Raw genomic sequence first — 8758 nt, 5'->3', positions numbered from 1 at the left:
CAAATGACGGTAATCGAGCGTGCAGCCATCCGGCAGACGGCAGTGGCTGAGCTGGCCGACGTTGTCGTATTCGTAGCGCAAGGTGCCCCAGACTTGGTGTTCCTCGATGAGTTGGTCTGCAAGTCATGTTTATAGGCGAAAGGCTAACGACCGTCGTCGACGCTGGCTAGTCAACGCGAGCTCGTCGATCCATTAAATTTTTACTTTATTCAATGTATGATCTAACGCTTTTTCAAGATCGGCCCAGGTTTTGGCCGTTTCGGTATATATAGGCGATGCCCAATTTTGATTTGCGATTAATGAGATTCTGAAGGCGCCGTGTTCACTGAATTCGGGATACCAGCCAATGTCTATTATTTGCTCGTGCGGGAGTAGCGCTTGCAAAAGATCCTCCCTTAATTCATTTGTAATGAGCGCAATATCCGATCCGGCTAGGCTGGATATTTCGTCAAAAGTTATCTTGCCGCCAAATTTCTTTATGTTTTCAAAATTCATAAATCATTTCTTCTTTTTCGTTAGTTTTCTAAACGATTCTTCTGATATTGGATGTCCATGTATTGTGTTTGCACTTAACTCCACTCTCATGTACTGAGTTTCTTTTCCGTCATTGGCGCCTATGGTTTTTCCCATGTCAATTACTTTCCATGGTTTTCCGTTGTTAACATCTTGACCATTTGCAAACGCGTGCCGCTCTAACGCTTCAATGTCCGTGCCGGGTAGATATTTAGCTGCACCTCCATTAGCGGTCGATTTTACAACCGATGGCCAGGGAGCCTTAGGCGCCACATGTTTATTGCCATGATTTGTCCATTGAACGTCGGGAGGAGGCGGGGCTCCATCGCTTACCCTGGCTTTTCCTTCAGGTATTTCAGCGCTTTGCCCCGGAACGCATTTATCTCCGCCTGGACAAGTATTCAACCCTAGGGGATCCACCCACCCCGTAGGGTTAGGCACGTACTGGTAGCTATTCAATCCACCCGCAAGCTTGATCGGATCGGGCGTCAAGAACCGTCCAGTCCCCGGATTGTAGTAGCGGTGGCGGTTGTAATGTAACCCTGTCTCGGTGTCGAAATACTGCCCTTGAAAACGCAGCGGATTATCGATTTCGCTGACGTCCAGCGCCGCGAGGTTACCGTAGGCGCGGTACTTCGCTGACCACATGATCTCGCCGCTGTAATCGGTGAGTTCCTGCGGTGTGCCGAGGTGGTCGAGTTGGTAATAGAACGGTGCTGCTTTTAGTGGGCCTTCGCCGTCGAGCATTGCCAACGGGCGGAAGGTGCCCGGTTCGTAGATGTAGCTGCGATAACGATTTTGTGCGCTTTCGGCGATGAATCGTTCGCCTTGCCAGAGGAATTCAGTGGTATGGCCGTCGACGGTTTTCTCGATGCGGCGGCCAAAGGCGTCGTATTTGTAGGCGGCGGTGCTGCCGCCTGGGAGGCTGACGCCGATCAAGCGGTGTTGGCAATCGTAGCGGTATTCGGTGACGAGTTTTTGTCCGGTGCCGCGACTTTCACGGGTCAGGTTGCCATAGGCGTCGTAATCGTAGTGGCGGTCGCCTTGCATGAGCAGGCGATTGCCTTTGACGTTGGCGAGATTCGCAACGGGCAGGTCATTTTGTCCGAGGAGGTTGCCTGCCGGGTCATGGGCGAAGCTCTCTGGCATGGCGCCGCGCACGCTGATCAGGCGATCCAGCGGGTCGTAGTGATAGCTGCGGTTGCCTTTGCGGCTGTCGTCGATTCCGGCGAGGTTGCCGTTGGCGTCGTAGTTGTAGCGACGCTGGAACAGGTGCTTGTCCCGTTGGCTAACGCTGTGCGCTTGCAGACGTCCCTGTTCATCGTATTGGTATTGGCTAAGCAGCAGACCTTGTTGGCGCTGTTGCTCTCGACCGGCGTTGAACTGATGGGAGGTCAGGCGAGAACCGTTGAGGTCGATGCTGGTGAGTTGCCCGCCAGGCTGGTGGCGGTAATCGAGTTTGCTGCCATCGGGCAAGCGGCAGTGCTTGAGCTGACCGACGCTGTCGTATTCGTAGCGCAGAGTGCCCCAGCCTTGGTGCTCCTCGATGAGTCGGTCTTGGAGATCGTATTTGTAGGCGAGCGGCCAATGGCCGTCGTCAACGTTAACGAGGCGACCAAGCGCGTCGTAGCTGTAATGAATCTCTTCGCCATCGGGCAGCGTCTTGACCAGCAAACGGCCAGCGGCATCCCGCTGATATTCGGTGGTCAGTTCGCTACCGTCATCGCCGAACTCGGTTTTCTTAAGCAGTTGGCCGTTCAGGTCGTACTCGTACGCGGTGCGTCGGCCGTCGAAGCCGGTTTCCTGCTGGATCAGGCCGTTGGCGTAGTATTCGAGGTGGTAGTGCTCGCCACGCTCGTTTTCAATTTCAGTGAGCAGCAGGCGCGAGTTGTCGTAGCGATAGCGCAGTTGGCTGCCGTCGGGATTGATGCGGCGGCTGACGAGGTGCAGATTATCGGCGTATTCGTAGCGGGTGATGCGGCCGAGCTCGTCGCGTTCGGCGGTGACTCGACCGTATGCGTTGTATGTAAATGCCCGTGTTGCTCCACCGGGCAAAGTAATTTGTGCCAGGCGATTCGCGGCATCCCATTGGAAGTGCGTGATGGCGCCGTTTTCGTCCTGACGTGTGATCTGCCGGCCGAGTGCGTCGTAACGGTATTTGCGCTGACTACCATCAGGCAGGCGCTCTTCCAGTAGCTGGCCGAGACTATTCCAGCCCAACTGGTGCCGGCTGCCATCGGGCAGGCCGATTTCCTGCAAACGCCCCCGACGGTCATAGCTGTAGTAGGTGGTGTTGCCGTCCGGATCTGTCTGCTGGGTGATATCGCCTTGATTATTGCGCTGATATTTCCAGACTGCTTTACCGCGAACGACCTTACTTACGAACCCACGGCTATATTCGTAGCCCGTTGGTTCGTCTTCTGGAGGTATGACCGCGACCAGATGCCCTGATTCGTTGTATCGGTATTCGGTGATAGCTCCGAGCGGATTTTGCTCTGCAACCAAGCGTCCCTTATCGTCATATGCTTTGAGATTTTCGGCTCCGTCCGGATCAATTTGAGCAACCAGTCGGGCCTGGTCGTCGTGGGTGTATATCTCTTCGCTACCGTCTGCGTTCGTGACAGTAACGCTTCCTTTATCATCCCAAACATAGCGAGTATCCATCTGCGAGAAGTTCGCCCAGTGATGAATACAGCGTGCAGATTTGCCCTCTTTTTCCCATTCCCAATAGAAACTGGCACCTCCGGCTAAACGGCGCTCGAGAATGACGTTTTGATCGTTATAGGCGTAACGCTCGGCTTCTCCGGCGGCGTTTTTCGCTTCAATCAAGCGATGTTGCGAATCGTAGGCATAACTGATGATCGTCTGGACAGTGGTCCATACATCTTCCAGATTGTCTGCGGGTGTGAACTGTTGATAGTCGACTGCCACAATGTGTTTACGGTCGTAGCGCAACAGCAGGGCACGACCGGCACCATTGTCGATACGTTTGATCCGACCGTGAATATCGCGCGTGACATGAAGGCGGTTGTCGTATTTGTCACTGATGGCTATCAGTGTTGCGCCTTTGCGATCGTAGCGGAAGTGATAGAACTGAGCATGCTCGCCAGCCTGAGTGAGAATAAGTTCTGAAGGATCGTCCCCGATGAAGATGGCTGCTTCCGAGAGGCTATTGGTTATCGCCGGGCGTTGAATGCTTGGAAGTGGGAAGGTGATCACCCGGTTTTCATGATCAGTCCATACCACTTCATCGGCGTTGATTTCTATCCGTTGGGCTAACGCGTGGCTCCAGCCAAAACCCAGCCCACAATCGATTTCCGCTGCGCTGGTCCGATAGAGACGAGTCCAGCTAAATGGTGCAGGCCCTCCGAGCTCTCCATCGGTCAGCGTCAGCAGCTCTTCGCCAGTGACCATGGAGACCGGGCAGCCGTTAGTGCAAGTGTTCTTTGCGCAAGTTGCGCTTTTTTCATCTGGGGTCTTGGATTGTGCAGGGGCATCGTGCCGGGTTTTCGGGGTTTCGACGGTGGTCACACGCTTCCCATCAAAACGCAACTCGGAAATCCCGTTCCTGACCTTCGCCGTCACCCCTCGGGCCGCCACTGCGGTGTACTTGGCGACATACTCCATAAAGCCGTTGATGATCTTGAACACCGACTTCACGAAGCCGATCACAGCCTTGATGACAAGCTCTCCGTACTTCTTGAGTCGGGCCGCAAGGTAGATGACGCCGGTACCTTCTGCCGCGATGGTCAATACCACGCCGATCACGATGTCGATCGCAATGCCAACGACAATGGCCGTGGTCATCTTCGCTACATCGCCCGCCATCTTCATCGGCGGCAAGCCCGCCAGCCAGATCACCGCACTGCGCACCAGCAAAAACAAAGCCGCTTCGTCACTGGCCAGCAACATGGCCTTTTTCATGATGTCCGGCGAGCTTTTGGCGACTTTGATCAGCTCGTCTGCGCCAGCGCCGAGATCTTTCGCAAACTTTCCTGGGTCCTGGAGGATGTCGAGCACGAGACTGATGCCGTCCCACACGCCCTTGATCGCTTCCCAGCCACCTTCAAGAATGCCGTTGCCGATGGCCATGGCTGTGCCGGAGGTCGAAAGATTCGACCATTGCGGTTTGAAGCCGGTCCATTCCTTGCGCAGGAAACCTTCAAGGTCCGCAGTCACGCCGCTGTAAGAACTGAAGAGGGCGTCGATCTGCGCCGGGGTCACTTCGTTATGGACGCGAATCGTGTAGAACTTGCCGGGCACACCGCCGGTCCATTCGGCTTTGCCTTGGGCGTCGAGTTTGACCTTGCTGACTGCGCCACCGTCCACAGCAACGATTTCGACTTCGATATCACCAACCGGAATGTCGTAAACCGATTCGAATTTGCTCTCGATCAGCAACGGACCTTTGAGCGGACATTGAGCTACGTTCGAGGTGAAGTTACCGTCGGTCATGCTCACCGCTTTACTGGTGTTGCCCACCTTGATGACACGCTCCATACCCAACAAAGACGGCATGTCAGCGGCACGGCTACCCTTGTCGAGGGCCTGTGCATACCAGGTTTTGGTTTGTTCCTGATACAGCTTCAGACTGTCCTTGAAGGTGTTCAGTTGGTTGTCAACAAAGGCAACGCGATCCATCAGCCTTGCTCCAGAATCAGGTGGTTTATCAATGCTTCTTTAAGATTTTGCGGCGCATCCGGGCGGCGCACGAAGCGGGTGATTTTCAGCTTCAGATTGTTCTCGGGCCACGCGGTGTAGAGGTCCGGGCGGTCTTCTTCCAGCCATTGCATCAGGTTGCTGACCAGCGTCGCCGGATTGTCCTTGCTCAACCCTTCCAACAACCCCTTCGGCACCTCCCACCACGGCCAGTCCCGCACCTTCGGCACCACCCGCGTGCCCACTTCCAGCGCCTGCCCATTGATCAGATACCGCTCAAACACCGGCAGCACTTCTCCAGCCTTCTCCCCAAGCCCCCGCAGAATCGGATAAATATGCCGCCCATCCCAAAACCGGAAAAACACCTCTGTGCCATCCGGCATTTTTACCTGCGTCAGGCTGCGCAGATGCTCGAACACTTCGTTCGGTTCTGAACGCGATACCGCCAGCCAGCCCCAGTCGAGGGCGTCGGTTTCGGCGATCCATGGCAGGAAGGCGGAGTTGGCTTTGAGTTCGGTGAGGTAGGGCATCACCGGTTGCCAGGTGGAGTAGGGCGTGCCGCCCCAGATCGGAATGAGCTGGGCGGTGGGTTCGGTGAGGTACAGGGTTTTCAGGGCGTCGGCATCGCTGGCCGCGCTGACGATCAGGTACAGGCGCTCGCCGCTTTGCAGCGGCTGTTGCGCCAGCCAGTCCTTGGGGGTGATTGGTTCAGATGGCACAGGCACCTGCCTTGCATTTTTCGCATTCTTCACAGAACGGCGCGTTACGTTTGAGGGTGTTGATTTGCGCCGGGGTCAGGACCTGGCCAGCCTTGTCGGCATCCGCCTGTTTCAGCACGCCGGGCATCAATGGCGCGGCGCCCGTACCAACGCCCGGGCTGCCGCCTGAATTCATATTGATCACCGGCCCGCTCATGGTCACGCCGCCAGCATCGATCTTGATGAAGCTGCCGCCGCCGACCAGGGTCAGCTCCGCACCGGCTTCCATCACCACTTTCATGCCGCTGCTCAGGTGGATTTCTTGCCCGGCGTCGATGAACTGTCCGGTGCCGATCTTGATGTGCTGGTTGACGCCGACGGTGAGGTGGTCGTTGGCGCGGGTTTCGACTTTGCGGTCGGCGTAGACGGTGTGGTGTTCTTCGGCCTTGAACTCGGTGTAGCTGTTCTGTTCGACGGTGTCGTGGCGTTCGTTGCCGACGCGGATTTTCTGGTCGTGCTCGATGTTTTCGTCCCAGTCGCGCTGGGCGTGCAGGTAGATCTGTTCCTGGCCTTTTTTGTCTTCGATGCGCAGTTCGTTGTAGCCGCCACCGCCCATGGAGCTCAGGGTCTTGAAGGTGCTGCGGGTCTTGTTTGCCGGCAGTGGATAGGGGACGGTGTTTTCCTTGTGGTACAGGCAGCCGCTGATCAGCGGTTGATCGGGGTCGCCTTCAAGGAAGGTGACCAGCACTTCCATGCCGATGCGCGGGATGGCGATGCCGCCGTACTGGGCGCCGGCCCAGGCGCTGGAGACGCGCAGCCAGCAACTGGTCTTGTCGTCGGCCTGTCCTTCGCGGTCCCAATGGAACTGGACTTTGACCCGGCCGTATTCGTCGCAGTGGATTTCTTCACCTTTGGGGCCGGTGACCACGGCGCTCTGGCTGCCGAGGATGCGCGGTTTCGGGTGGCGCAGCGGCGGGCGGTTGGGTACGTCCCATGGCGTGGCCTGGAAGCGGTTGCGGTAGCCCTGGTGGAAATCGTCTTTCAGCGCGGTGGTGTCACTGGTCACCGATTCTTCGAGCACTTGCGGTTGTTTGCCTTCGTGCAGGACTTCGGTGAGCAGCCACAGGTCGTTCCATTTGGCTTTCGGGTGTTCGGTCAGGGCGAGGAAATGGCCGCTGACCAGCAGGGGCTGATCACTCTTGCCTTCGGCCAATTGGAAGTCGCTGCGATGACGTTCGAGGGCGCGTTTGGCCAAATGTTTGCCGCGCTCGCGGTCGATGAAACGGCCCGGGTAATCGTAGTCTTCGAGGTCGGGCAGGGCGTCGCCACGGTTTTCGCTTTCCAGGGTCAGGCGCGGTTTTTCGAAGTCGTAGTCGCGACGGGTGGTGCGGCTGGTGCGGGTTTCCAGGCGCAGGTCGAAGCGCTTGATCACCGGGTTGCTGGCGACCATGCCGGAGTCTTGCTGATAGGGCACCGGCTTGAGCTTCGGGAACACCGTCTGGTCATCGCCGAAAACGAGCTTGTGCGCGTTGGCGCTGTGCTGGAAGTGGAAGTGAATGCCTTCTTCTTCGCACAGGCGCTGGATGAAGTGCAGATCCGACTCGTCGTATTGCACGCAGTAGATGCGCTCGGGATAGATCGAGCCGGTCTTGAATTCGTAGGCGTTGCTTTGAATGCCGTGCTCTTCGAGCACCATGCCGATGATTTTCGGCACGCTGAGGTTCTGGAAGATGCGCTGGTTGATGCGGTGCGCCAGGTACGCCAGTTGCGGGCGCAGGGTCACCGAATAACGGGTCAGGCGCTTGCCGGAATCGCCTTGCGCGGCGCGGTAGATCTGCCCGTGAATGCCGCTGCCGTCAGGCGACAGCTGCAGAAAGGCCGGTTTGTGCAGCAGGGTTTCGAGGTCCAGCGACGGCTGCTCACTGACCAGCTCCACCTCAAAGACAAAAGGCTGGCTGATGGCTTCCCGGCCGGTGAGGGTAAACACCTGAAAGTCGGCGGAAAGCCCTTCGATGGTCAGGGCAAAGTGGGTTTCATTGGCCGGCGCGAACATCCCTTGTTCCTCGTGCTGTACAGCGGCGCTCGTCGACGACCGCAAAAAAAGCGGCTCAACGTACGCGAAATTCTGGAGGGGCGTAAACAACATCGACCAGCAGAGCTGGCCGATGCGTGTAACGGTCAGCCGTAATTAAACGACTGGAGCACGCCAGTCATCGGAACCCGAAGTACCGGATACTTCGTGGGTCCAGGTGATTTTGCGGTAGGTGAACTGCACTTCTTCCAGGTGGGTGAAGTGCGCGTTGCCTGGATCCTGGCAGTTGTGCATTTTGTTGTTGATGGCGACGATGATCGCGTCTTCCAGTTTGGTGGTGTAGTAGTGCTCTTGGGTGCCTTGAGCCGAAGTGCGGTACCACTGGATAACGATTTCGCTCATGCGCTCGCCGGAAGTCAGTGCTGCTTGCAGCAGTGGCGAAGCCTTGTCGTAGACCTTGGTGATCACAACTGGCTTGTGAACGCGCTGACCGGTTGGCTGACCGGATTGCGGGTCACGCGGGATGATCACGTCGTGGGTGAAAGCCTGAACCATGACCTGGTCTTCGTGGCCTTCCTGGTAGGTGTTGCCAACGGAGTCGGCGGTGAAAGCGCCGGCAGTGATCAGGCCTTGTTTTTCGCCGGTAACCGACATGTACGCTGGTGTTGCCATGGGGTGCTCTCCTTGCGGATAAAGTTAGGGTGCCCGGAGGCGAAATCGCCCGGTGGGTGGCTGAGAGTTATCAAGGAGCGTGCCAGGTTTTGCGCGGTGCCCGGATGGCGGGGGCGCCACGCTGGTTGGTCATCATTCGCGGTGTTTTTCACCGGGATAACCGGGAGAAAGTGCGCAAGAAGTT

General features: G+C 57.1%; 5 protein-coding genes. All 5 read right to left on the bottom strand.

The genetic code is table 11. From position 1 onward, the window contains the following. Positions 1 to 192: 192 nt before the first annotated feature. The gene (locus tag OQK_RS05725; RefSeq protein WP_016771516.1) at positions 193 to 495 is read right to left on the bottom strand and encodes a hypothetical protein; all 303 of its coding nucleotides are present in this window, start codon (positions 493 to 495) and stop codon (positions 193 to 195) included. Positions 496 to 498: 3 nt separating this feature from the next. Beyond that, on the bottom strand, positions 499 to 5154 hold the full coding sequence (locus OQK_RS05720) for an RHS repeat-associated core domain-containing protein (protein ID WP_016771515.1): 4656 nt from the start codon (positions 5152 to 5154) through the stop codon (positions 499 to 501). Continuing rightward, the gene (locus OQK_RS05715) at positions 5154 to 5891 is read right to left on the bottom strand and encodes a DUF4123 domain-containing protein (RefSeq protein ID WP_016771514.1); all 738 of its coding nucleotides are present in this window, start codon (positions 5889 to 5891) and stop codon (positions 5154 to 5156) included. The genes OQK_RS05720 and OQK_RS05715 overlap by 1 nt, the downstream gene beginning before the upstream one ends. Then, a complete protein-coding gene (tssI, locus tag OQK_RS05710; RefSeq protein WP_016771513.1) occupies positions 5881 to 7923 on the bottom strand; it encodes a type VI secretion system Vgr family protein in 2043 nt (680 codons plus the stop codon). Before tssI ends, OQK_RS05715 begins: the two co-directional genes overlap by 11 nt. A gap of 135 nt (positions 7924 to 8058) precedes the next feature. Further along, complete coding sequence (locus OQK_RS05705) at positions 8059 to 8574, bottom strand: Hcp family type VI secretion system effector (RefSeq protein WP_007949952.1); 516 nt, start codon at positions 8572 to 8574, stop codon at positions 8059 to 8061. Positions 8575 to 8758 lie beyond the last annotated feature (184 nt).

The organism is Pseudomonas sp. R62 (genome assembly GCF_000257605.1).
In the GTDB taxonomy this organism is placed as follows: domain Bacteria; phylum Pseudomonadota; class Gammaproteobacteria; order Pseudomonadales; family Pseudomonadaceae; genus Aquipseudomonas; species Aquipseudomonas atacamensis.
The sequence above is the reverse complement of the archived record's forward strand: the minus strand, read 5'-3'. Positions and strand labels throughout refer to the sequence as shown.

Excerpts from the sequence above, each read along its gene's own strand:
- OQK_RS05725 (WP_016771516.1), bottom strand. The coding sequence starts at position 495 with ATGAATTTTGAAAACATAAAGAAATTTGGCGGCAAGATAACTTTTGAC.
- OQK_RS05720 (WP_016771515.1), bottom strand. The coding sequence starts at position 5,154 with ATGGATCGCGTTGCCTTTGTTGACAACCAACTGAACACCTTCAAGGAC.
- tssI (WP_016771513.1), bottom strand. The coding sequence starts at position 7,923 with ATGTTCGCGCCGGCCAATGAAACCCACTTTGCCCTGACCATCGAAGGG.
- OQK_RS05705 (WP_007949952.1), bottom strand. The coding sequence starts at position 8,574 with ATGGCAACACCAGCGTACATGTCGGTTACCGGCGAAAAACAAGGCCTG.